We start from the raw sequence: 24,092 nt of genomic DNA on the forward strand, positions 1-24,092 counted from the left end.
CCATACCTTGTGTATAAGTCATACCGACCCGCTGTGGACAGCGTGAAACGAATGGGCCGGATTCTTTGAAATCTGTGGAACCTCCCAGGGCATCGGATCTCAGATTTGGAGGAATCCGGGCCCCCGCCCGCTCACCCGGCCGGGCAAGCGCTCATCAAACACCTGCGGCAGTGGTCCTGAAATCGTTGAAATCTGGCGGGCCACGCCCCGCAACCCTGTGCAGAATTGAAGGAATTTCAGCTGCGTTCGGAGCTGGAAACGGGCATGCCGGTGAACCGGCGCCACGTGGAACCCGCGATCAGTTGGTGCGCGGGAGCTTCTGCTCCGCGTCGATGCGGGTGCAGCACGTCCGGCTTGACCGATGCAGTAAGCTGATGGATTCCCTGTCCCTCTACCGCCTCGAGCGGATGGTCGTTCGCGCCCCATGCTTATCCGCCGCCTCGCCTTGCACCAACTGCGTCGCTTCAGTGCGGTGGATCTCTTGCCCCAGCCGGGGCTGAACCTGCTCACTGGCGACAACGGTGCCGGCAAGACCAGCGTGCTGGAGGCCCTGCATCTGATGGCCTATGGCCGCAGCTTCCGCGGCCGGGTCCGCGATGGGCTGGTACGCCAGGGCCAGGAGGCGCTGGAGATCTTCGTGGAATGGGACGAGCAGCGTGCCGATCACGCGCCGCATCGCCGAAAGGCCGGCCTGCGCCACAGTGGCCAGGACTGGAAGGGACGATTGGACGGTGAAGACGTGGCTCAGCTCGGCAACCTCTGCGCAGCGCTGGCGGTGGTGACGTTCGAGCCCGGCAGCCATGCGCTGGTCAGCGGCGGTGGCGAGCCCCGCCGTCGCTTCCTGGATTGGGGCTTGTTCCACGTGGAACCTGATTTCCTGTCCTTGTGGCGCCGCTATTCAAGGGCGCTGAAGCAGCGCAACGCCCTGCTCAAGCAGGGCGGCCCGTCGCGGATGCTGGACACCTGGGATCACGAGTTGGCTGAGGCCGGAGAGCCCCTTACCAGCCGGCGTCAGCACTACCTTGAGCGGCTGCAGCAGCGTGCCGTGGCGCTCGCGGCCAGTTTGGCACCGCAACTCGGTATCCAGGCACTGCAACTCAGTCCGGGCTGGCGTCGGCATGAGCTTCCCCTGGCAGATGCTCTGCTTCTGGCCCGGGATCGTGACCGCCAGGCCGGCTACACCTCGGTTGGGCCGCACCGGGCGGACTGGAGCGTGGATTTCCACAGCATTCCTGGTCGCGATGCACTGTCACGCGGTCAGGCCAAGCTCACCGCATTGGCGTGCCTGATGGCGCAGGCTGAGGACTATGCAGAACAGCGCGGCGAATGGCCGGTGATCGCACTGGACGATCTGGCCTCCGAACTGGATCGTACCCACCAGGCGCGGGTATTGGAGCGTCTGCTCACCGGCCCGGCGCAGATCTTCGTCACCGCTACTGAACCTCCGGCGGCCCTGCAGGGCCTGACCCAGATCGCCCGGTTCCACGTGGAACATGCACAGATCGTGGCTGTGCCATAGTGGGCACATCAGGGCCACTCGACCCCGGCTGGTATAATTCGGGTTGGAATCCTTTCATTCTCGGCACATCGCCCCAAGCGGTGTCCGACCTGCGGAGCCTACGGCAAGCGCAATGAGCGACGAACAGAACACCCCGGCAAACAACGGCAATTACGACGCCAACAGCATTACCGCCCTGGAAGGCCTGGAGGCTGTCCGCAAGCGACCCGGCATGTACATCGGTGACGTGCATGACGGCACCGGTCTGCACCACATGGTGTTCGAGGTTGTCGACAACTCGATCGACGAAGCGCTGGCCGGCCACGCCGACCATGTCGCGGTGACGATCCACGCTGACGGCTCGGTCTCGGTGTCCGATAACGGTCGCGGCATCCCCACCGGCAAGCACGAGCAGATGAGCGCCAAGCTCGGTCGCGAGGTCTCCGCCGCCGAAGTGGTGATGACCGTCCTGCACGCAGGCGGCAAGTTCGACGACAACAGCTACAAGGTTTCCGGCGGCCTGCACGGCGTCGGCGTCAGCGTGGTCAACGCGCTGTCGCAGAAGCTGCTGGTGGACGTGTTCCAGAACGGCTCCCACTACCAGCAGGAATTCAGCAACGGCGCAGCCGTGACCCCGCTCGCCAAGCTGGAAGCCACCACCAAGCGCGGCACCACCGTGCGCTTCTGGCCGTCCACCGTCGCCTTCCACGACAACGTGGAATTCCACTACGACATCCTGGCCCGCCGTCTGCGCGAGTTGTCGTTCCTGAACTCCGGCGTCAAGATCGTCCTTGCCGACGAGCGCGGCGACGGCCGTCGCGATGACTTCCACTACGAAGGCGGCATCCGCAGCTTCGTGGAGCATCTGGCCCAGCTGAAGACCCCGCTGCACCCGAATGTCATCTCCGTCACCGGCGAGCACAACGGCATCGTCGTGGAGGTGGCGCTGCAGTGGACCGACTCCTACCAGGAGACGATGTACTGCTTCACCAACAACATCCCGCAGAAGGACGGCGGTACTCACCTCGCCGGTTTCCGCGGTGCGTTGACCCGCGTGCTCAACAACTACATCGAGCAGAACGGCATCGCCAAGCAGGCCAAGATCAACCTGACCGGCGACGACATGCGCGAAGGCATGATCGCGGTGCTGTCGGTGAAGGTGCCGGACCCGAGCTTCTCCAGCCAGACCAAGGAGAAGCTGGTCAGCTCCGACGTGCGTCCGGCGGTGGAAAACGCCTTCGGTGCGCGCCTGGAAGAGTTCCTGCAGGAAAACCCGAACGAAGCCAAGGCGATCGCCGGCAAGATCGTCGATGCCGCGCGTGCGCGTGAAGCTGCGCGCAAGGCCCGCGACCTGACCCGCCGCAAGGGCGCGCTGGACATCGCCGGCCTGCCGGGCAAGCTGGCCGACTGCCAGGAAAAGGACCCGGCGCTGTCCGAACTGTTCATCGTCGAGGGTGACTCGGCAGGTGGCTCGGCCAAGCAGGGCCGCAACCGCAAGAACCAGGCGGTGCTGCCGCTGCGCGGCAAGATTCTCAACGTGGAACGCGCGCGCTTCGACCGCATGCTGTCCTCCGACCAGGTCGGTACGCTGATCACCGCACTGGGTACCGGCATCGGCCGCGACGAGTACAACCCGGACAAGCTGCGTTACCACAAGATCATCATCATGACCGACGCCGACGTCGACGGCGCCCACATCCGCACCCTGCTGCTGACGTTCTTCTACCGTCAGATGCCGGAGCTGATCGAGCGCGGTTACGTCTACATCGGCCTGCCGCCGCTGTACAAGATCAAGCAGGGCAAGCAGGAGCTGTACCTGAAGGATGACCCGGCGCTGGACAGCTACCTGGCCAGCAGCGCAGTGGAAAACGCTTCACTGGTGCCGGCCACCGGCGAGCCCGGCATCGAAGGCCTGGCGCTGGAGAAGCTGCTGCTGGCCTACGCCGCCGCGCTCGATTCCATCGAACGCAACGCGCACCGTTATGACCGCAACCTGCTTGAAGCGCTGGTTGATTTCGTGCCGATGGACATGGACAGCCTGCGCAATGCGGGCGAAGGCGAAGGCCTGGATGCGCTGGCCAAGCGCCTCAACCAGGGCAGCCTGGGCAGCCCGCGTTTCAGCCTGGAACTGCAGGAGGCCAACGACGAGCGCCCGGCCGCCGTGCTGGTGACCCGTCGCCACATGGGCGAGGAGCACATCCAGGTGCTGCCGATGTCGGCGTTCGAGAGTGGCGAACTGCGTGCGATCCACCAGGCCTCCAAGCTGCTGCACGGCCTGGTGCGCGAAGGTGCAACGATTTCCCGCGGCGCCAAGTCGATCGAAGTCGACAGCTTCGCGAAGGCGCAGAACTGGCTGCTCGAGGAGGCCAAGCGCGGCCGCCAGATCCAGCGATTCAAGGGTCTGGGTGAAATGAATCCGGAGCAGTTGTGGGATACCACGGTGAACCCGGAGACCCGTCGCCTGCTGCAGGTGCGCATCGAGGATGCGGTCGCTGCCGACCAGATCTTCAGCACCCTGATGGGCGATGTCGTCGAGCCGCGTCGCGACTTCATCGAAGACAATGCGCTGAAGGTCGCCAACCTGGATATCTGACACAATCGGGACCTGGCCGGTGCGCGGGGAGCTGCACCGGCCTTCGTCCCTTGAACACAGGTACCTGATGTCCGCATCCACCCCGGTCTCCGCCGCCCCGCCCCCGGTTCCGCCGGTGTCTGCCCCACCGCGCGCCGTGGCACCGTTGGCAGGCTTCTTCATCGACCTGGGCATCGCCGCCGTTACCCTGGTCGGCCTGAGCATGGTCACCGGCCTGTTCTGGGGCTTCTACCGTGCAATCGTGGTCAGCCGCGCCAACGCCGAGGCCAATGGCGGCGGACTGACACCTGACGCCGTCGGCGCGGCAGTGGGCCAGCCCGGTGCCCTGGCGCAGATCCTGATGGCCCTGATCGCCACCGGTGGCGCCGCGCTGCTGCTGTACTTCTGGCGACGCCCGGCAAACGCCGGCGAACGCATGGCGTCGCGACAGGCGTTGCTGCGGCCGTCCACCTGGGGCTGGACCCTGCTGGTGGCCACGCTGATCGTGCTCGGCAGCAACGGCATCGCCTTCCTTTCCAAGCAGTTCGGCATCGAGCCGGTGCCCACCAACGTGGAACTGATGCAGAGCGCAATCGCTCGCTTCCCGCTGTTCCTGGTGCTGTTTGCGGTCGTCCTCGCCCCCGCCTACGAAGAGCTGCTGTTCCGCCGCGTCCTGTTCGGGCGCCTGTGGCAGGCCGGCCGCCCCTGGCTGGGCCTGATCCTCAGCAGCCTGGCGTTCGCCCTGGTCCATGAAGTGCCCGGTGTCAGCAAGAACTCGCTGCTGGGCATGGCGCAGCTGTGGCTGGTGTACGGTGGCATGGGCGCCGCCTTCTGCTGGCTGTACCGCCGCACCGGCACCCTGTGGGCGGCGATTGCCGCGCATGCGCTGAACAACGCGGTCGCGCTCGCCGCAATGGTGTTCCTGGGGTCAACGTAACGCCGTGCCCGCTTGACGAAAGATTAAGCAGGTACGCTACACACTGCGCACATGAACACGGGGGCGGACCCATGAAACAACTGCTGCTGGCTCTAGTCATCACCACCGTGGTCAGTGCCTGTGCGACCACCACCTCGCCAACCGGACGACGGCAGATGGTGGGCGGCGTGTCGCAGGCACAGCTTGACCAGCTCGGTGCGCAGGCGTTTGCCGAGACCAAGCAGAAAGAGAAGATCAGCACCGATGGCCGCCAGAACGGCTACGTGCAGTGCGTGGTCAATGCGCTGGTCGCACAGCTGCCGCCTCAGTACCGTGGCGTACGGTGGGAGACTGCCGTATTCGTCGACAAGGAACCCAACGCCTTTGCCCTGCCCGGCGGCAAAGTGGGCGTGAACACCGGCATCTTCACCGTTGCCAGGAATCAGGACCAGTTGGCTGCCGTGATCGGTCATGAGATCGGCCACGTGATCGCGCGTCACCACGAGGAACGCATTACCCGGCAGATGGGCGCGCAGACCGGCCTGGCCGTGCTGGGCGCGCTGGCCGGTGCCGCCTATGGCGATGGTGCCGCCAGTACGGTCAACCAGTTGGGCGGCATGGGCGCGCAGGCGGCCTTCCTGTTGCCCGGCTCGCGGGCCCAGGAAAGCGAGGCGGATGTGATCGGCCAGCGACTGATGGCCCAAGCCGGTTTCAACCCGGCCCAGGCGGTGGATCTGTGGCAGAACATGATGGCCGCCAGCGGCGGTCGAAGCCCGCAATGGCTGTCCACCCACCCCGATCCGGCCAACCGGATCCAGGAGCTGCGACGTGACGCACCGGGCCTGGCGCCGGTCTATCAGCAGGCGCAGGCGGCCGGGCTGCGGCCAAAGTGCGGATGAGTGCGCAGTTCTATGCTGTATTGCAGCACATAAAACGATTTCTCACGCCATCTGTTTCTGATACGTTTGGCGGCTCAGATTTTTCTGACAGTCCGACTTTGCCGCTATCCGGCGGTTCGATCGAGGTGAACGATGATTTTCCGTAACCACAAAGCTGTGCTTTCCGTCCTCGTCGCGACCGCCCTGACCGGCGCCGTGGTCACCGATGCCTTCGCGCAGTCCTCGCGTTCCTCCGACCGTGGCAGCCGCGGCGGCAGCAGCAAGCAGGCCAAGGCCGAACCGCTGTACCCGAATGCGACCCGCCAGGAGCCGACCGTCAAGGCCTCGGCCAAGATGGGCAGCAAGCTGCAGAAAATGATCGACAGCTACAACAAGGAAAAGTTCCCGGAGACGCGCACGCAGGCTGACGCGATCCTGGCTGACAGCGCCTCCAACGAGTACGACAAGTCGCTGGCCGCGCAGCTGGCCTCGCAGGCCGCCTACCAGACCGACGATACCCCGGCCGCCATCGCCTACCTGAAGCAGGTCATCCAGTTCAACGGCCTGGACAACAACGGCCACTTCCAGTCGATGCTGATGCTGGGCCAGCTGCAGCTGCAGGAAGACCAGACTGCCGAAGGCCTGGCCACCCTGGACAAGTACTTCGCCGAGAGCAAGTCGACCAAGCCGGAAGAGCTGATTGCCAAGGGCCAGGCGCTGTACCAGCTGGAGCGCTACCAGGAAGCGATCCCGGTGCTGAAGCAGGCCATCGCGGGCGCTGCCGAGCCGAAGGACAACTGGAACCAGCTGCTGATGGCGGCCCTTTCCGAAGCCGGCCAGACCGGTGAGGCCGTGCAGGCCGCAGAAGCGCTGGCGGCCAAGAACCCGTCGGACAAGAAGGCCCAGCTGAATCTGGCCAACATGTACATGCAGGCTGACCAGATGCCGAAGGCCGCCGCGGTGATGGACAAGCTGCGCAGCAGCGGCCAGCTCACCGAAGAGCGCGAGTACAAGCAGCTGTACTCGATCTATGCCAACACCGAGAACAAGGAAAAGGACGTCATCGCGGTCATCAACGAAGGGTTGCAGAAGGGCATCCTGAAGCCGGATTACCAGGTCTACCTGGCGCTGGCCCAGTCCTACTACTACTCCGACCAGGTGCCGCAGGCGATCGATGCGTGGCAGAAGGCCGCCCCGCTCTCCAAGGACGGTGAGACCTACCTGAACCTGGCACGCGTCCTGCATGCCGAAGGTCGCGTCCCCGAGGCCAAGCAGGCCGCCCAGCAGGCGCTGGCGAAGGGCGTGAAGAACCAGGCTGATGCCAAAAAAATCATCAACCTGAAGTAAGTAGGAATAACGCCTGAATGCCTGCCCAGTTGATGCGCAGGCGCTCAGGATTGGTATAAGCTTGGAGGTTCCTGCGGTGTCATGCACCGCTGATCAGGGATCCCGCCCCCGGGATTCCGGCCCCACTATTGAGCTCTTGGCGCATGACGGAACAACTAGTCGTTCACCGGTACGAACAACCCGATGACAAGGGGCTGAGCTGGCCTCGCATCGTCGGCATCGCGTTTGTAATTGCCCTGCATCTGGCCGCCTTCATGATGCTCCTGATTCCCGCCGTGGCTCCCAAGGCCGTCGCGGAGAAGGAGCGCAACGTCATGGTGACCATCGTCGACGCGCCGCCGCCGCCCCCACCGCCGCCGCCGCCGCCGCCGCCGCAGGATACTCCGCCACCGCCGGTGAAGAATCTGTCGCCGCCGAAGCCGTCGCCCGTACCGCCGCCGCCGCAGGCGCCGGTTGTCGACGTGCCGGAGCCGCGTCCGAACGATATCGTCACCCCGCCGTCGCCTCCGGCGCCGCCGGCACCGCCGACCTCGATCGAGGCCAGCGTGGACATCTCGTCGAAGGCCATGAATCCGCCGCGCTACCCGCCGGCAGCCTTCCGCGCAGGTATCCAGGGCGAAGTGATCCTGATCATTGATGTCGATGCCAGCGGCAACGTCACCAATGTCACGGTGGAAAAGTCCAGCCGTAACCGCGACCTGGACCGTGCTGCGATGGAAGCGGCTCGCAAGTGGCGCTTCAACGCCGCTGAAGCAGGCGGTAAGAAGACGGCAGGTCGCGTTCGCGTCCCGGTCAACTTTGCGCTGAACTGATGCGCCCGGGTGGCCGCCTGGCCACCCCCGCTCCCGGTTCGATTGTTTAGCTTAGCTACACCCTTTATCACCACACACAACAAAGGTAAGCGTCATGCTGCAGGAAATTTTCATCGCCGCTGCTGCCGGGGGCAATCCGTCCAACGCCCTGTCGCAGATGGGCTTCGAGCACCTGATCCACGAAATGACCACCAAGCCGGGTGATTTCGCGGTTTCCTGGGTCGTGCTGCTGACCCTGATCGCCATGTCGGCCATGTCCTGGTACTGGACCGTCATCAACATCTTCCGTGCCACCCGCCTGAAGAGCGCCGCTGATCGCGTCGTCAGCCTGTTCTGGGACACCCCGAACGCGCAGGACGCCATCCGTGCGATGGAAGAGCAGCCGGCTTCGGAGCCGTTCTCGAAGATCGCCCTGGACGCTGCCCAGGCAGCTGCCCACCACCAGCGCGCTGAAGGCGGTGCTACCGGCGGCGTCGGTGAGAACCTGAGCCGTTCGGAGTTCGTCGACCGCGCTCTGCGTCAGGCCGTCACCCGCGAAAGCAACAAGCTGCAGTCGGGCATGACCCTGCTGGCCACCGTCGGCGCGACCGCTCCGTTCGTCGGTCTGCTGGGTACCGTGTGGGGCATCTACGGCGCGCTGATCAAGATCGGTGCCACCGGCTCCGCTTCGATCGACGCCGTTGCCGGCCCGGTGGGTGAAGCGCTGATCATGACCGCGATCGGTCTGTTCGTCGCAATCCCGGCCGTGTTCGCCTTCAACTTCTTCAGCAAGATCAACAGCGCGACCATCAGCAAGTTCGATACCTTCGCGCACGACCTGCACGACTTCTTCGCCACCGGTTCGCGCGTCCGCTAATTGCGGCGCGCGTCACCCAGCGACGAAGTAAGTAGTCACCAAGATCTAGACGGAGCCCGTTATGGCTTTCAGTAGTGGTAACAGCGGCGGCCCCATGGCCGACATCAACGTTACGCCCCTCGTGGACGTGATGCTGGTGCTGCTGATCATCTTCATCATCACGGCGCCCCTGATGTCCCACAAGGTCAAGGTGGATCTGCCGGAAGCCAACCTGATCCAGAAGCCGGAAGATGCTGAAAAGCGTCCCAACCCGATCACGCTGGCAGTCAAGGAAGACGGCTCGATCTACTGGAACGACGAAGAAATCAACAAGCAGACTCTCGAGTCCCGCTTGGCGACCGCCGCACAGCAGACCCCGCAGCCGCCGCTGAACCTGCGTGGTGACCGCACCACCAAGATGCGCGTCATCAACGACCTGACCAAGGTCGCGCAGGAACAGGGCATGCTGGACGTCGGCTTCGTTGCGACCAAAGAAAAGGGGCAATAAGCCATGGCATTCAGTAGTGGTGGTGGCAAGGGCCCCATGGCAGACATCAACGTCACGCCCCTCGTGGACGTGATGCTGGTTCTGCTGATCATCTTCATCGTGACCGCGCCGATCATGACGTACCCGATCGCCGTGGACCTGCCGCAGCGCGTGCTCAACCCACCGCCGCAGCTGGTCGAACCGCCGCCGCCGATCGAACTGAAGATCGACGCCAGCAACCAGGTCTCGTGGAACAACAGCCCGATCAATACCAGCGAGCTGCAGCAGCGGATGGAGCAGGAGGTCCAGCGTGACCCGACCAACCAGCCGGAACTGCGCATCGACGCCAGCCCGGATTCCGAGTACGACGTGATGGCCAAGGTTCTGGCCGCCGCGAAGAACGCTCAGATGAAGAAGATCGGTTTTGTGCAGCAGTAAACGCGACACCGCAACACAACAGTCATGACGCGACTGCAGACGCCCCTGGAGACAGGGGCGTTTTTTTTGTTTGTGGGATGCAGTCGGGGTCAGATCCCTTTTTGGCAGGAAAAGGGATCTGACCCCATCAGGGAGCACGCGCCCGCTATGATCGGCGCATGCTTGCCCTCTTCGATTCCCTGCGCCATTGGCTCGACGGTATCGCCCACCTCGGCACGATCATGGCGGTGGCTTACCTGCTGTACCTGTTCGCGCTGGCGGGCTGGATCATGCTGCAGAAGCGCGAGCCGGTGGCCACGCTGAGCTGGATCCTTTCGTTGGCACTGCTCCCCTATCTCGGGCTCTTCATCTACTACCTGCTGGGCCCGCAGAAGGTGAAGCGGCAACGGCTGCGTCGTGGCCGTGCACGCTCGGGCATGGAGCACTACAGCGATGTCTGCCCGCCCGATTCGGACTGCACCGAACTGGCCAAGGTGGCCCAGGCCACGACCGGACTGGCCCCAAGCAGTGCCACCGAAGTGACCTGGCTGGTGGACGGTGCGGCGACCTACGCGGCCTTGCTGGAGGCCGTTGCACAGGCGCACGATCACATCCATCTGGAGTACTACATCTTCAATCCGGATCACGCAGGCACCGCCCTGCGCGATGCCCTGGTCGAGCGCGCACGTGCCGGTGTGCAGGTGCGCCTGCTGCTGGATGCGGTGGGCTCCTCCGCCCTGCCCCGCCGTTTCCTGCAGCCCCTGCTCGAGGCTGGCGGTGAAGCGATCTGGTTCCACCCACGTCAGCTGCTGAAACCGTTCAAGCGCCCGTGGCTGAACCTGCGCACGCACCGCAAGCTGGTTATTGTCGATGGCCGCCTGGCCTTCACTGGCGGCATCAACATCACCGACGAGGAAGACGAAAGCCGCAGGCCCGACGCCTATCGCGACCTGCACATGCGCATCCGCGGTCATGTGGTGCGCAGTCTGCAGCTGGTGTTCGCCGAGGACTGGCTCTACGCCAGTGGCCAGGAACCCTCGCGGATGGATATCGCCCGCTTGTGGCCGGCCGATATGCCGCTGCGCGGGGATGGCGCGATCAACGCGCAGGTACTGGTCTCCGGCCCGGATTCGGGCTGGGAGACGATCCACCGGCTGCACGTCGCCGCCATCCAGGAAGCGCACGAGCGGGTGTGGCTGGTGACGCCCTATTTCGTGCCGGGTGAAGCGGCGCGGATGGCGCTGACTTCGGCCGCGCTGGGCGGCCTGGACGTGCGCCTGCTGGTACCGAAAATGAGCGATTCGTGGTTCGTCACCCAGGCCGCGCGCTCGTACTTCGACGAGCTGTTGCATGCCGGCGTGAAGATCTACGAGTACGGCCCGCGCATGCTGCACACCAAGGCGTTCATCGCCGACGACGACGTCTGCATTGTCGGCAGTGCCAACTTCGACCACCGCAGCTTCCGCCTGAACTTCGAGCTGTCGATGATGATCAGCGACCGGGACCGCGTGGCAGCCCTGGCCGAGCTGCTGCAGGGTGAATTCGATCGCGCCACGCGGGTGCATGACCAGGCCGGGCGCTCGCTGTGGCTGCACCGCCTGCCCGAGGCCTTCGCCCGGCTGGCCTCGCCGCTTCTCTGACGCAGCGCTACACTGCGGCGATCATCCGGGGAGCCCGACTATGTACTGGTTGTACCTGCTGCTGGCGCTGGGCTGCTTTGCCTTCGCGCTGAAGACCCCAAGCGCAGGGTTGATGACCCTGTGCCTGCTGGCGGCGCTCGCCTTCCTGCTGGCCTGGGTACGCGGTCGTTACGTGGCCCGTTTCGGCGACCTGCAGCGCGACCCGGCCACCCTGATCGATGCCGAGGAACTGCGCCGCCTGCGCGAGCAGGCCCAGGCGCGCCGCAACGATGACGCCAACGACAACGATCCGTCCCCTCTTTCCAAGTAGTTCCGTTCCATGACCCAGCTCAGCGTCAACGTCAACAAGATCGCCGTCCTGCGCAATTCGCGCGGCGGTGCCGAACCGGACGTGGTGCGCGCCGCCCAGGCCTGCCTGGATGCCGGCGCGCATGGCATCACCGTGCATCCGCGGCCGGACCGCCGCCACATCACCGCCGAGGACGTGCTGGCCCTGTCCACGTTGACCCGCGCGCGTGGCGTGGAATTCAACATCGAGGGCAATCCATTTGCGCCGCCGCGCGAGGGGTACCCGGGGCTGCTGCCGCTGTGCGAACAGACCCGTCCGGCGCAGGCCACCCTGGTGCCCGACGGCGATGGCCAGATCACCTCCGACCACGGTTTCGACTTCGAACGCGACGCCGAGCGCTTGCGCCCGTTGATTGCGGAACTGAAGGCGATGGGCTGCCGGGTCAGCCTGTTCGTTGATGCGGGCAACCCGTTGCTGGAGCAGGCCGCCGAGGTCGGTGCCGACCGCATCGAGCTGTACACCGGCCCCTACGCAGAGGCGCATGCGGCGGGCGACGCTGCGGCAATGCTCGAACTGTTCGCCACTGCGGCGCGGCGGGCGCATGCAGTGGGGCTGGGAGTGAATGCCGGCCATGACCTGTCACAGGGCAACCTCCGCGACTTCCTGGCCCAGGTGCCGGACGTGCTGGAGGTGTCGATCGGCCACGCGCTGATCGGCGAGGCACTGTATGACGGGCTGGATGCCACCGTGCGCGGGTACTTGGCGCTGCTTTGATGCATTGCAGCCGAGCGTAGGCTCGGCTCTACAAGGTATCCGTATCCACTGTAGAGCCGAACCCACGCTCGGCTCAGACTTGCCCTGAACCCTTCAGACAGCCGTCGCAGCCATTGAGACGGCGGCGACGTACCCTGCCGCAATGGGTATTGCGATCAAGGGCCGAGGTTCCACGTCCCACCTTGCTGGGCGCTTCGAAAGCACCGTCAGCGAGGCGGTGGACGACGGCTGGGCGGTCGATGAGAGCGAGGAGTTCCTCGCGCCGCGCCTGCGCACCGAGGTGCGCGCCGAGACCGCGCGCAGCATCATCACCCGCAACACTTCGCCAGACGTCGGCTTCAGCCAGTCGGTGAATCCGTACCGCGGTTGTGAGCATGGGTGTTCCTACTGCTTCGCGCGCCCTTCCCATGCCTATCTGAACCTGTCACCTGGCCTGGACTTCGAGACCAAGCTGTTCGCCAAGACCAATGCGCCTCAGCTGCTGCGCAAGGAACTGTCGAAACCCGGTTACGTGCCGCAGCCGATCGCGCTGGGCATCAACACCGATGCGTATCAGCCGATCGAGCGCAAGTTCAAGCTGACCCGCCAGCTGATCGAAGTGATGCTGGAAACCAGGCATCCTTTCTCGCTGATCACCAAGAACGCACTGGTCGAGCGCGACATCGATCTGCTCGCGCCGCTGGCGGCGGAGAACCTGGTCAGTGTGCATTTCTCGGTGACCTCGCTGGACCCGCATCTTTCCGCGAAGCTGGAACCGCGCGCATCAGCACCCCATGCACGGTTGCGCGCGATGAAGCGCCTGCATGACGCGGGTATCCCGGTGGGAGTCATGCTGGCGCCGGTGATTCCGTGGATCAACGACAGCGAACTTGAAGCGGTGCTGGAGGCTGCGCACGATGCCGGCGCCAGTACCGCAGGCTACGTGCTGCTGCGCCTGCCGCTGGAAGTGGCGCCACTGTTCCGCGACTGGCTCGATACCCATCATCCCGATCGCGCCGCGCACGTGATGAGTACCATCCAGCAGCTGCGTGGTGGCAAGGACTACGACAGCCAGTTCGGCACCCGCATGCGCGGCCAGGGTGTGTATGCCGATCTGCTGAACAACCGCTTCAAGCTGGCGCGCAAGCGGTTGGGATTCAATGCGCAGAACAGCCATTGGCCGAAGCTGGATTGCAGCCGGTTCCAGAAGCCGCTGCCGCCGAAGAAGGATTCGCCGCAGGGGTCGTTGTTCTGAGGCCATCAGTCGAGCATGGCTCGACTCTACATCAAGGCCGACGAGCAGCTCGGGATCACCCGCCAAACAACTTCTGCGCACTCTGGAACAGGATCCAGCTGGTGGCGATGAACTTGTCGCCACCCTGTGGCCGATTGCCGCGATGGGTGTGGGTGAACGCCGTCGGCGCAATCAGCAGGCTACCGGTGCGCGGCGCGATCTTCCGCCCCTGGAACAGGAACTCGGTTTCGCCTTCGTCGAAGTCGTCATTGAGGTACAGCGTCCACAGCACGTGCCGGTGCAGGGTCTCGGCCTGCGCATCCTTCGGGTACAGCTCGCAGTGCCAGTACGGGTAGCCACCCTCGCCCGCGGCATACCACTGCAGGTTGATCGCGCCCGGACGCAGGCAGGTGCGGGCCAGGTCGGCCAGCTGCTGTTGCGGCATGTCGGGGAAGTCCTCGGCAGACAGGCGTCGCGGTTGGCCATTGCTGTCCTGGATCTGCAACATCAGCGGGGCAATCAACGCCTGTGGATAACGGCGTAGATAAGTCAGCAGGCCGTTGAACACCGCAATCTGCAGCTGCTGATCAACATCCTGCCAGCCGTCCAGGCCACTGATGCGCAGATCCTTGCTGTGCTTGAGTTCCGGGAACACGCCACTGCCCACCGCACCGGGCAGCAGGCCACGCGTGGCACGCATGCGCTCGACGATGGCCGCGCAGACCTCACTGGGGACGGCGTTGTGGATGACCTCGATGAAATCGACCGGGCCCTGCTCGTGCATGCGTGCATTCCTTCGGCGGCAACGGCTTGATGGTGCCGTTTGCCGCCCTCGGTGTCACCCTGCGGTCATGTCATCGAACTGCCATGACCGCCGTCAGGCGTCGAGCCGTCAGCCCTTCGCGTCGTCGTGCGCGTGGTGGTAACGCACCGCTTCGGCCACTTCCTCGCGCGAACCCAGGAACACCGGCACGCGCTGGTGCAGCTGGTCGGGCTGGATGTCGAGGATGCGCTCGCGGCCGGTCCAGGCGGCGCCGCCGGCCTGTTCGACCAGCAGGCCCATCGGGTTGGCTTCGTACATCAGGCGCAGCTTGCCGGCCTTGGACGGATCCTTCTTGTCCCACGGGTAGATGAAGATGCCGCCGCGGGTCAGGATGCGATGCACGTCGGCCACCATGCTGGCGATCCAGCGCATGTTGAAGTTCTTGCCGCGCGCGCCTTCCTTGCCGGCCAGCAGATCACTGACGTAGGCCTGCATCGGCGCTTCCCAGTGACGCTGGTTGGACATGTTGATGGCGAATTCCTGGGTGGCCGCCGGAATCTGCATGTTCTCGGTGGTCAGCACGAACTCGCCCTTCTCGCGGTCCAGAGTGAAGGCGTGCGTGCCGTGGCCGACGGTCAGCACCAGCTGGGTGCTGGGCCCGTAGATGCAGTAGCCAGCGGCGATCTGCTTGCTGCCCGGCTGCAGGAAGGCGTCATCGCCCGGCAGCTCGACGTTGGTCGGGCAGCGCAGCACCGAGAAGATGGTGCCGACGGAGACGTTGACGTCGATGTTGGAGCTGCCATCGAGGGGGTCGAACAGCAGCAGGAAATCACCGCGCGGATAGATGTCCGGCACCGGCTGGCTGTGGTCCATTTCCTCCGAGGCGCAGGCGGCAAGGTGGCCACCCCAGGCATTGGCTTCGAGCAGGATCTCGTTGCTGATGACGTCCAGCTTCTTCTGCGCTTCGCCCTGCACGTTGCCGGTGCCGGCGTCGCCGAGCACGCCACCGAGGGCGCCCTTGCTGACGGCGATGGAGATGCTGGTGCAGGCGCGGGCGACGACCGCGATCAGCTGGCGCAGGTCGGCGTTGATGCGGCCGGCGTGCTGTTCCTGGATCAGGAAGCGGGTCAACGAAGTACGGGACATGGGCGGGCAGGTCTCGGCAGCGGGAAAACGCCTATTGTCGCCCGTCTGGCGGGGGCGTGCGTGAGCGCGGGAAGGCGTAATCGTTTCCAGATGCGTTGTGCTCGTGGCGCCTTCCTTCATTGAGGCACAGGGCGAGGTACACCGTGGCCAGGACACGCCGTAAACCCATCCATGGGGGCTCGGTCGGCGCATCCATGCGCCTCACGGTCCTGGCCACGGTGTACCTCGCCCTGCGCTTCAGGGTTCGCCGCGAGCGCGGAGGGTGTGGCAAAGGCAGAGGCAAAGCAGAAGCAAAAACAAAGGCGCCTTTCGGCGCCTTTGTTGTCAAACCACTGCAGCCTTGTTTCAGCCCTTGGCGACGGTGGCCACGGCCTTGGCGACGTATTCCAGGTTGTTCTGGTTCAGCGCGGCCACGCAGATGCGGCCGGTGCCGACGGCGTAAATGCCGAACTCGTCGCGCAGGCGTTCGACCTGCTCACGGCTCAGGCCCGAGTAGGAGAACATGCCGGCCTGTTCGTTGATGAAGCCGAACTGCGGCGCACCGGCAGCGGCCAGCTTTTCGACCAGGCCCTGGCGCAGGGCGTGGATGCGCTCGCGCATCTCGGTCAGCTCCTGCTCCCACATCGCGCGCAGTTCCGGATTGGTCAGCACGCCGGCCACCAGCGCAGCACCGTGGGTGGACGGGCTGGAGTAGATGGTGCGGATCACGCGCTTGACCTGCGACTGCACGGCCTTGGCGTCAGCAGCGGTCGGCGCCACCATCGACAACGCACCCACGCGCTCGCCATACAGCGAGAACGACTTGGAGTACGAGTTGGCGACGATGAAGCTGTCGATGCCGGCTTCGGCGATGATGCGCACGGCGGCGCCATCCTGCTCGATGCCCTTGTCGAAGCCCTGGTAGGCCATGTCGATGAAGGGGAACAGCTGCTTGTCCTTCAGCAGCTGCGCGACCTGCTTCCACTGGCTGACCGTGAGGTCGGCACCGGTGGGGTTGTGGCAGCAGGCGTGCAGCAGCACTACGGTGCCGGCTTCCAGCTTGCCGAGGTCGGCCAGCATGCCGTTGAAGTCGACGCCATGGCTGGCCGGGTCGAAATAGGTGTAATCCAGCACCTCGAAACCGGCCGCGCTGAATACCGCACGGTGGTTCTCCCAGCTCGGGTTGCTCAGCGCCACGGTGGCGTGCGGCAGCAGCTTCTTCAGCACGTCGGCGCCGACGCGCAGCGCACCGCTGCCACCGACGGTCTGTGCGGTGGTGACGCGGCCGGCGGCCAGCAGCGGCGAGTCCTTGCCGAACACCAGCTCTCGCGTGGCCTGCGTGTATGCCGGCAGGCCATCGATCGGCAGGTAGCCGCGCGGTTTGGCGTCAGCGGCAAGCTGCTGCTCGATCTGCTTGACGGCGCGCAGCAGCGGGATGCGGCCGCTCTCGTCGTAGTAGATGCCCACACCCAGGTTGACCTTGGTCGGGCGGCTGTCGGCGTTGTACGCCTCGGTCAGGCCCAGGATCGGGTCGCCTGGGACCAGTTCCACGTTTGCAAAGAAGGACACGGCGGTACTCGTTCGGTAGACGGAAAGGGGGAGGAAGTGCGCTACGCGGTCTGCGGCCTTGCAGCCGGAAACAGCCCATCGTAACAAAGCCTGCCGGGGCTGGCCGCCGCCATCGTCATGCGTGGCCCCGTACCATGGCGTGCGTTGCCGCCTGATCCATCAACCTGAATCATGAATCCCGCCGCACGCCGCCATTGCCTGCCGTTGTCCATCCTGCTGCTGTCGCCCTGGGCGGCCGTGGCCGGGCCCGCGCCGACCGCCCTGCCCAGCGTGCAGGTGCAGGCCGCACGCGTGCCCGGCATCGACCCGTTCGCGCTGCCGGCCAGCCAGGACACGGTCTGGATCGACGCCGCGCGTCCCGGCGCCGGCGCACAGCTGTCCGAGGCGTTGGCCGGGGTCCCGGGCCTGGTCGCCCGTGATCGCCAGAACTTCGCGCAGGACACCCAGCTGTCGATCCGTGGTTTTGGTGCGCGCTCGACCTTCGGTGTGCGTGGGGTGCGGGTGTTGATCGACGGGGTGCCGGCGACCATGCCCGACGGACAGGGCCAGCTGTCGCATGCCAGCCTGCTCGGTGCCGAACGGATCGACGTGCTGCGCGGGCCGTTCTCGGCGCTGTACGGCAATTCCTCCGGCGGCGTGCTGCAGGTCTGGAGCGCACAGGGCCAGGCCGGCGACCCGTGGCGGTTGCGCGTGAACGCGGGTGCCGACAACACGCTCAGCGTCGGCGCGCAACTGAAGGGTGCCGGCCGTGTTCTGGATTACAACATCGCCGCCAATCACTTCCGCACTGAGGGCTGGCGCGACCACAGCCGTGCCCGCCGCGAATCGCTCGCTGCGCGTATCGGTGGCGATCTCGGCGGGGGGCGGCTGGAGCTGCTGCTCAATGCCTTCGATGCCCCCGATGCGCAGGACCCGCTGGGCCTGAGCCGTACCCAGGTGGCGGCCGATCCGCGCCAGGCCACCGCCGTGGCGCACCAGTACAACACCCGCAAATCGGTGCGCCAGCAGCAGGCCGGCCTGCGCTGGACCCGTGAAACCGGGGCGCAGCGTTGGCAGCTGATGGGCTATGCCGGCCAGCGCGCGGTACGCCAGTACCTGCCGATCCCGCCGGCAGCTCAGACCAACAGCCCGTTGCATGCCGGCGGGGTGATCGACCTGGAGGGCGGCTATGGCGGGCTGGACGCGCGCTGGGGCTGGCACGGCGACCTCGCCGGCCGACCGCTGGATCTGGTGGCCGGGCTCAGCGCCGACCGCCAGCGCCAGCATCGCACCGGCTACGAGAACTTCATCGGCAGCGCTCTCGGCGTGCGTGGGCGGCTGCGCAGAGACCAGATCGACACCGTGCAGAACGTCGATCAGTTCGCCCAGGCGTGGTGGCAGTGGAGTCCACGCTGGTCATTGCTGGCTGGCGTGCGTCACAGCGCCGTGCGCTTCGAATCCGACGATCGCTACATCACCGCCCGCAACCCGGACGACAGCGGCCACCGCCGCTACCAGGCCACCACGCCGGTGGCCGGAATCAGCTTCGAGGCCAGCCCGCAGTGGCGACTGCACGCGGCGGTGGGCCGTGGCTTCGAGACGCCCACCTTCAACGAGCTGGGGTATCGCGCCGACGGCCAGGCGGGACTGGCGCTGGATCTGGCGGCGGCGCGCAGCCGCAGCCTGGAGGTGGGCAGCAAATGGCATGCACAGGACGGAACCCAGCTCGATATCAGCCTGTTCCGCGCAGATACCGACGATGAGTTAGCAGTTGCCAGCAACATCGGCGGACGCAGCACCTATCGCAACATCGGCCGCACCCGCCGCCAGGGCGTGGAACTGCGCTACCGGCAGCCGTTGGCAGAGCAGTTGGAACTGCAGGTGGCCTGGACCTGGCTGCAGGCGCAGGTGCGTGCGCCGTACCTGACCTCGAACACCTGGGTTTCCGCCGGCAGCCGCCTGCCCGGGGTACCGCGCCAGCAGGCGCTTGCCCGGCTGCAGTGGACCCCGGCCGACTGGCAGTGGGCGCTGGAGGCCGCCGCCAGCACCGATACCCTGGTCAACGACGTGGCCACGGAGCGGGCGCCGGGCTACGCGTTGCTGAACCTGGAGGCCGGTCGTTTCTGGACACTGCCAGGTGGCGAGCTGCGCGCCTTCGCCCGGCTGGAGAACGTGCTGGACCAGGCCTACATCGGCTCGGTGATCGTCAACGACGGCAACGGGCGCTTCTACGAACCGGGACCGGGACGGCGAGCCAACGTCGGCCTGCAATGGTCGTGGCGCTGAAAGGGGTAGTGCCGGCCGCTGGCCGGCATCGCGCCGTGCACGACGTCAGGAGGTTGCCGGCCAGCGGCCGGCACTACCCGTAAATCGGGGGCCCTGGCCGGCATCGCGCCGCGCAGGGCGTCAGGGGGTTGCCGGCCAGGGGCCGGCACTACCCGTCAGTCGGGCGCCTTGGCTGGTACGAACGGCGAGGTCGGGTCGCTGGCCGGGAAGGTCTCCTCCAGCGCCTCGTCCTGGTTGTCGCTGGCGCGCTGCTTGCGTTCGCGACGCTTGAGCGGGCTTTCCTGGCCGCCGCGATGGCGGTCGCCGCCATCCTTGCGGTCCTGGGCGGCCTGTTCAGCCTCGTGCTTCACCGGCAGATGGTCGCCACCGTGCTCGGCGTCGTAGAAAGGTGCGCCGGTGCCGCGGTAGTCGGCATTGTCGGCATCGCGCTTGCCGCGCTGTTCACCGGGAATGGGCGGGTGGTTTTCCCGCAACGGGTCTCGGGAATTCTCTCGGCTCATGGTCTGGCTACCTGCGCTCGGGGCTCCCACTACACCGCGCCACAGGTAAAGCCGCCGCGAACCCGGCGTCATGAACATCTCGCTCACCCCCCGGTAACGGCACCGCGCGTATTCCTGCCCACCCGCCCCCGCTGCAGGAGCCGGTCATGCCCCGTCTTGAACGACCCGCACCGTCCGTGTTCAACGCCCTGCTCGATCCGCTCGGCCAGCGCACCGCACAACGCCGCACGCGCCGCCATGAAGATCCGCAGGCGGTGGCGCAGGACTACCTGCAGTACATGCTCAGCGACTACGAAGAGCGTCGCGGGCAGAACCACCGCAACTGGCGCGATCTATGCCCGGTCTATGCCTTCGCATTGACCACCCACGCTGCGGACTGGCCGCGCGGTGATGCCGCGGATACCTGTGAGGAACTGGCCGAACACTGGGAACAGATGCGCGGGCAGTCGCGGTTGAGCTGGTCGCAGGCACGGCCGGTGGTGGAAGACGCTTGGCGCGCGCTGGATCATATTCCTGCGGTGGCGGTGAGGCCGTTGCTGCAGTAGTGCCGGCCGCTGGCCGGCAACCCCAGGAAACTTCAGGCCGCGAGCTCTGCCGGCCCGCAGCCGGCACTGCCGTTCTCCGTAGAACCCACGTGCACGGTATCGACACGGGTGGTTTACACCGCCCATCCGAAGCTGGATGCCCTGCCCCGCCAAAGGTACGCCCATGGCCCGCCCGATCTGGACCGGCACGCTGTCGTTTGGCCTGCTCAACGTGCCGGTGTCGCTGATGTCAGGCGAACGCAAGGTCGATCTGCAGTTCCGCATGCTCGACTCCCGCGACCGCAAGCCGATCCGCTTCGAGCGGGTCAACGCCGATACCGGCGAGGAAGTGCCATGGAAGGACATCGTCAAAGCCTATGAGTACGACAAGGGCAGCTATGTCGTGCTGGAGGAAGGCGATATCCGGTCTGCGGCACCGGAAAGCCACGAAGCGGTGGAGGTGGAATCGTTCGTGGATGCCGCGCAGATCGACCCGCGCTACTACGAGAAACCCTACCTGCTGGTGCCCGGCAAGAAGGCCGAAAAGGGCTACGTACTGCTGCGCGAGACATTGCGCAGTACCGGCAAGGTGGGCATCGCCCGGGTGGTGGTGCGTACCCGCGAATACCTGTGCGCGGTGATGCCGCATGCGGACGCGCTGGTGCTGATGATCCTGCGCTATCCGCAGGAACTGGTGGATCCCGAAGATTACAAACTGCCCACCGGAAAGCTCGCCGATTACCGCATCAGCAGCAGGGAAACGGCGATGGCCGAGCAGTTGATCGAGTCGATGTCCGGTGATTGGGATCCGTCGCAGTACCACGACGAATTCCGCGAGCGCCTGCAGCAGGTGCTGAACAAGCGTATCAAGTCCAAGGGCGGTACCACACGGGTGGAGGATGAACCTGCACCGCGTGAGGACGCCAGCACCAACGTGGTCGATTTCATGGCACTGCTGCAGAAGAGCCTGGATGCGAACAAGCGGACGCCGGCAAAGAAGGCCGCGGCGCGCAAGGCAGCCGCAAAGCCGACGGTAAAGAAAGCCGCAAAGAAGACAACGAAGAAGGCTGCAAAGAAGTCCGCACCCCGGCGCAAGGCAGGCTGAGCCATGTCGCTGCACCAGTACCGGCGCAAGCGCCGGCTCGGCGGTGGCGCCGGGCAGACACCGGAACCTGACGACACGCCCGCACACGGCAACCCGAAGCGGCGGCCGATCTTTGTCATACAGCTGCACCATGCCACTTCGCGGCACTATGACTTCCGCCTTGAGATGGACGGTGTGCTGAAAAGCTGGGCGGTGCCGAAGGGTCCTTCGCTTCGCGTTGGTGACAAGCGGCTGGCCGTGGAAGTGGAAGACCATCCGCTGTCCTACGCCGGCTTCGAAGGAGATATTCCCGAAGGCCACTACGGCGCTGGCCACGTGGAGGTCTTCGATCACGGCACATGGGCCTGCGAAGGCGATCCACTGCAGGCACTGGCAGCGGGAAAGATCGACTTCGTGCTGCATGGGCAACGCCTGGCTGGCGGCTGGAAGCTGGTGCGCACAGCGATGAAGGGACGCCAGGTACAGTGGTTGTTGATCAAACGCGACGACGGGGAAGCGCGTGATGCCGAAGCAGATGATCTACTCCAATCCCCCATGCCGAAACGCACATCCGCAGTGAGCAAGCGCACGGTGGGCAAGTCGACGCGCGCCGCACCGGCTGCACGATCGGCGACCCGCAAGGCCGATGCGCGTTGGCATGCGCGAGCGCTGAACCTGGACGGCGCGCGTGACACGCCCTACCCGCGCGCCTTCAAGCCACAGTTGACCGATCATCGCGACAGTGCACCGGACGGCGCGCGCTGGTTGCATGAGATCAAGTGGGATGGCTATCGCCTGCTGGCCGATCTGCACGAAGGCAAGGTGACGCTGCGCTCCCGCAACGGCCTGGATTGGACCGGTGATTTCCCCGAGGTGGTACAGGCCGTGCAGGCACTGCCGGTGCGGGATGCGCGCCTGGACGGCGAGCTGGTGGTGCTGGACAAGCAGGGGCGCAGCGACTTCGCCGCGCTGCAGCGTGTGATCGACGGGAGTTCGAAGCAACCGTTGCGCTACATCGTGTTCGATCTGCCGGGTGTGGCCGGCGTGGACATCAGTCGTTCACCGCTGCTGGAGCGCAAGGCGCTGCTGAAGGATCTCATCGGACCCACGCCCGGAACCCTGGCCTTCAGCGAGCACGTGATCGACCATGGCCCGCAGGTATTCGATGCCAGCGGCAAGGCGGGATTCGAAGGTATCGTCAGCAAGCAGGTGGATGCGCCCTACGTGAACACCCGTGCACGCAGCTGGGTGAAGGTGAAGCATGAAGACACCGACGAGTTCGTGATTGTCGGCTACACGGCACCGAAGGGCTCCCGGGTAGGGTTCGGCTCGCTGCTTCTCGCCACGCCGGACAACGGCGGATTGCGCTATGTGGGGCGGGTCGGCACCGGCTTCGACGACGAGAGCCTGCGCGCGCTGCACAAGGCGCTGCAGCCGTTGGCGGTGAAGACGCCTGTGCTGCAGCTGCCGGCGCATGTGCCGTTCCGCGCCGCCAGCGTTCGCTGGGTGAAGCCGGTGACGGTGGCGGAAGTGGCCTTCCGTGGCTGGGGCAAGGAAGGCCTGCTGCGCCAGGCCAGTTTCAAGCGGCTGCGCATCGACAAGCAGAAGGAGGACCTGGGAGTGGCCATATCGAGTGCTGAAGCCGGGGGCGAGGTCCAGATAACCCATCCGGAGCGGGTGGTGTTCCCAAGGCAGAAGCTCAGCAAGGGCGATGTGGCGGACTACTACCAGCGCATGGCGCGCTGGATTCTGCCCGAAATTGCCGGGCGGCCCTTGTCACTGCTGCGCTGCCCGGATGGCGTGGGCAAGGACTGCTTCTTCCAGAAGCACCATGGCCCCGGCCTGGGGGATGCCGTGCACGCGGTGCCCCTGCAGCAGAAGAGCGGCCGCGAGGACTACGTCTACATCGACGATGTGCGGGGCCTGCTGCAACTGGTGCAGATGAACACCCTGGAGCTGCATCCGTGGGGCGCGACCGTGGCCGATCCCGAGCACCCGGATCGCCTGGTGTTCGATCTAGATCCCGGTGAAGGGGTGGGCTGGGCGGAGGTGAAAGCCGCTGCGCGTGATGTCCGTGACCACCTGCAGGAAGTCGGCCTGAAGAGTTTCGTGCGGCTGTCCGGTGGCAAGGGCGTGCACGTGGTGGTGCCGCTGCGGCCCAAGGCCGACTGGGAACAGGCCAAGGCGTTCTGTGAGGCGTTCGCCCGGGCGATGGCGGAGCGGGCGCCGGACCGCTACGTGGCCACAATGAGCAAGGCCAAGCGTGGCGGCGTCATTTTCATCGACTGGCTGCGCAATACGCGGGGTGCCACCAGTGTGTGTTCGTGGTCGTTGCGTGCGCGCGATTCCGCCGGTGTGGCAGTACCGCTGCGCTGGGATGAACTGGCTCGTATCAGTGCCGCCGACGCATTTTCCATGGGCAAGGCGCTGGCGCGCGCGAAGCGCCTGAAGGCGGACCCTTGGCACGGCATCGCGCGGCTGAAGCAGACGTTGCCGCGCATGGACCTGTAGAGCCGAGCCTATGCTCGGCTGCCTGTGCCGATGTGCATGAAAGCCGAGCACGGGCTCGGCTCTACAGGGGCGG

General features: G+C 65.7%; 21 protein-coding genes. 17 read left to right on the plus strand and 4 right to left on the minus strand.

The annotated features are described in order from the left end of the window. The first annotated feature begins 424 nt into the window (after positions 1 to 424). The 13 genes from recF to ACSDHM_RS19085 all read left to right on the plus strand — a co-directional run bounded on the left by recF (position 425) and on the right by ACSDHM_RS19085 (position 13,699). Positions 425 to 1,519, plus strand: a complete 1,095-nt coding sequence (gene recF, locus ACSDHM_RS19025) for a DNA replication/repair protein RecF (protein ID WP_069138188.1) — start codon at positions 425 to 427, stop codon at positions 1,517 to 1,519. A 112-nt stretch (positions 1,520 to 1,631) separates the two neighbouring features. Beyond that, positions 1,632 to 4,091: a DNA topoisomerase (ATP-hydrolyzing) subunit B gene (gyrB, locus tag ACSDHM_RS19030; protein WP_061480434.1), complete on the plus strand. Its 2,460-nt coding sequence runs from the start codon at positions 1,632 to 1,634 to the stop codon at positions 4,089 to 4,091. Between the two features lie 67 nt (positions 4,092 to 4,158). After that, positions 4,159 to 5,007: a CPBP family intramembrane glutamic endopeptidase gene (locus ACSDHM_RS19035; RefSeq protein ID WP_049417132.1), complete on the plus strand. Its 849-nt coding sequence runs from the start codon at positions 4,159 to 4,161 to the stop codon at positions 5,005 to 5,007. Positions 5,008 to 5,078: 71 nt separating this feature from the next. Beyond that, entirely contained in the window at positions 5,079 to 5,885 is an 807-nt protein-coding gene (locus tag ACSDHM_RS19040; protein ID WP_439426498.1) for a M48 family metallopeptidase, read from the plus strand. A 132-nt stretch (positions 5,886 to 6,017) separates the two neighbouring features. After that, entirely contained in the window at positions 6,018 to 7,211 is a 1,194-nt protein-coding gene (locus ACSDHM_RS19045) for a tetratricopeptide repeat protein (protein WP_061480436.1), read from the plus strand. Positions 7,212 to 7,354: 143 nt separating this feature from the next. Beyond that, on the plus strand, positions 7,355 to 8,023 hold the full coding sequence (locus ACSDHM_RS19050; RefSeq protein WP_005421199.1) for an energy transducer TonB: 669 nt from the start codon (positions 7,355 to 7,357) through the stop codon (positions 8,021 to 8,023). Between the two features lie 94 nt (positions 8,024 to 8,117). Continuing rightward, on the plus strand, positions 8,118 to 8,879 hold the full coding sequence (gene exbB / locus ACSDHM_RS19055; RefSeq protein ID WP_005411738.1) for a TonB-system energizer ExbB: 762 nt from the start codon (positions 8,118 to 8,120) through the stop codon (positions 8,877 to 8,879). A 61-nt stretch (positions 8,880 to 8,940) separates the two neighbouring features. After that, positions 8,941 to 9,366, plus strand: a complete 426-nt coding sequence (locus tag ACSDHM_RS19060) for an ExbD/TolR family protein (protein WP_005421196.1) — start codon at positions 8,941 to 8,943, stop codon at positions 9,364 to 9,366. Positions 9,367 to 9,369: 3 nt separating this feature from the next. Continuing rightward, positions 9,370 to 9,783, plus strand: coding sequence for an ExbD/TolR family protein (locus ACSDHM_RS19065; protein ID WP_005411740.1), 414 nt, complete (start codon positions 9,370 to 9,372; stop codon positions 9,781 to 9,783). 158 nt (positions 9,784 to 9,941) lie between these two features. Continuing rightward, the gene (gene cls / locus ACSDHM_RS19070; protein WP_072168774.1) at positions 9,942 to 11,402 is read left to right on the plus strand and encodes a cardiolipin synthase; all 1,461 of its coding nucleotides are present in this window, start codon (positions 9,942 to 9,944) and stop codon (positions 11,400 to 11,402) included. Positions 11,403 to 11,442: 40 nt separating this feature from the next. Then, complete coding sequence (locus ACSDHM_RS19075) at positions 11,443 to 11,712, plus strand: hypothetical protein (protein ID WP_049438866.1); 270 nt, start codon at positions 11,443 to 11,445, stop codon at positions 11,710 to 11,712. 9 nt (positions 11,713 to 11,721) lie between these two features. After that, positions 11,722 to 12,465, plus strand: a complete 744-nt coding sequence (locus ACSDHM_RS19080; protein WP_088496505.1) for a pyridoxine 5'-phosphate synthase — start codon at positions 11,722 to 11,724, stop codon at positions 12,463 to 12,465. A gap of 142 nt (positions 12,466 to 12,607) precedes the next feature. After that, positions 12,608 to 13,699, plus strand: a complete 1,092-nt coding sequence (locus ACSDHM_RS19085; protein WP_072168776.1) for a PA0069 family radical SAM protein — start codon at positions 12,608 to 12,610, stop codon at positions 13,697 to 13,699. A 55-nt stretch (positions 13,700 to 13,754) separates the two neighbouring features. Here the strand turns inward: ACSDHM_RS19085 and ACSDHM_RS19090 are convergent, their stop codons facing one another. The 3 genes from ACSDHM_RS19090 to ACSDHM_RS19100 all read right to left on the minus strand — a co-directional run bounded on the left by ACSDHM_RS19090 (position 13,755) and on the right by ACSDHM_RS19100 (position 17,135). Beyond that, complete coding sequence (locus ACSDHM_RS19090) at positions 13,755 to 14,462, minus strand: 2OG-Fe(II) oxygenase (RefSeq protein WP_032957940.1); 708 nt, start codon at positions 14,460 to 14,462, stop codon at positions 13,755 to 13,757. Between the two features lie 108 nt (positions 14,463 to 14,570). After that, entirely contained in the window at positions 14,571 to 15,587 is a 1,017-nt protein-coding gene (locus ACSDHM_RS19095; RefSeq protein WP_072168777.1) for a class 1 fructose-bisphosphatase, read from the minus strand. Positions 15,588 to 15,932: 345 nt separating this feature from the next. Then, positions 15,933 to 17,135 carry an amino acid aminotransferase gene (locus ACSDHM_RS19100; RefSeq protein ID WP_053496721.1) on the minus strand — a complete coding sequence of 401 codons (1,203 nt, stop codon included), beginning with the start codon at positions 17,133 to 17,135 and terminating at the stop codon, positions 15,933 to 15,935. A gap of 171 nt (positions 17,136 to 17,306) precedes the next feature. On the opposite strand from ACSDHM_RS19100, the gene ACSDHM_RS19105 reads away from it, so the two are divergent. Beyond that, complete coding sequence (locus ACSDHM_RS19105; protein ID WP_088497842.1) at positions 17,307 to 19,400, plus strand: TonB-dependent receptor family protein; 2,094 nt, start codon at positions 17,307 to 17,309, stop codon at positions 19,398 to 19,400. A 155-nt stretch (positions 19,401 to 19,555) separates the two neighbouring features. On the opposite strand, the gene ACSDHM_RS19110 is transcribed toward ACSDHM_RS19105, so the two are convergent. Continuing rightward, positions 19,556 to 19,900 carry a hypothetical protein gene (locus ACSDHM_RS19110; protein ID WP_053496719.1) on the minus strand — a complete coding sequence of 115 codons (345 nt, stop codon included), beginning with the start codon at positions 19,898 to 19,900 and terminating at the stop codon, positions 19,556 to 19,558. Positions 19,901 to 20,046: 146 nt separating this feature from the next. Between ACSDHM_RS19110 and ACSDHM_RS19115 the strand changes: the two genes are divergently transcribed. The 3 genes from ACSDHM_RS19115 (at position 20,047) to ligD (ending at position 24,019) form a co-directional block, all read left to right on the plus strand. After that, a complete protein-coding gene (locus ACSDHM_RS19115; protein ID WP_049413394.1) occupies positions 20,047 to 20,445 on the plus strand; it encodes a hypothetical protein in 399 nt (132 codons plus the stop codon). A gap of 163 nt (positions 20,446 to 20,608) precedes the next feature. Next, complete coding sequence (locus tag ACSDHM_RS19120) at positions 20,609 to 21,529, plus strand: non-homologous end joining protein Ku (protein ID WP_072168779.1); 921 nt, start codon at positions 20,609 to 20,611, stop codon at positions 21,527 to 21,529. 3 nt (positions 21,530 to 21,532) lie between these two features. Continuing rightward, complete coding sequence (ligD, locus tag ACSDHM_RS19125) at positions 21,533 to 24,019, plus strand: DNA ligase D (protein WP_439426499.1); 2,487 nt, start codon at positions 21,533 to 21,535, stop codon at positions 24,017 to 24,019. Positions 24,020 to 24,092 lie beyond the last annotated feature (73 nt).

Origin of the sequence: Stenotrophomonas sp. T8, assembly GCF_051853085.1 — a bacterium.
GTDB classification, from domain to species: domain Bacteria; phylum Pseudomonadota; class Gammaproteobacteria; order Xanthomonadales; family Xanthomonadaceae; genus Stenotrophomonas; species Stenotrophomonas sepilia.